1 protein-coding gene is annotated in these 427 nt (G+C 60.4%); it reads right to left on the reverse strand.

The features are described 5' to 3' along the window. A partial coding sequence (locus AC1DY7_RS31335) for a cbb3-type cytochrome c oxidase subunit I (RefSeq protein ID WP_477497654.1) occupies positions 1 to 358 on the reverse strand: 358 nt, incomplete at its 3' end. Between the last annotated feature and the right edge of the window lie 69 nt (positions 359 to 427).

Consider the following 427-nt stretch of genomic DNA (forward strand, 5'->3'; position numbering starts at 1 on the left):
GAAAGACCATGTCGCGGGCACCGACCATCAGCGGGATCAGATAGTTGCCGAAGCCGCCGAGGAAGAGTGCCGTGAGCAGGTAGATCACCATGATCATGCCGTGCATGGTGATGAACTGGTAGTAGGCTTCCGGGGTGATGAAGTCGAACGTGCCGGGGAAGCCGAGCTGCAGGCGCATCAGCCAGGACAAGACCAGGGCGACCAGGCCGATGGCCGTTGCGGTCCCCGCATACTGGATCGCGATGACCTTGGCGTCCTGCGAGAAGACATACTTCGTCCACCAGCTGTGCGGATGGTAGAGTTCCATTTCCGCGACTTCGGCGGGCGGGACGGCATCTGCAGGCGTGACATCGACCATAGGCGGAGCACCTCCGTGCCCTTTTCAGCGGGACCCGACAGTTTCGAGTTTTACCGCAACTTTCAAAGC

This window comes from Mycobacterium sp. P2_H7, from assembly GCF_056403275.1.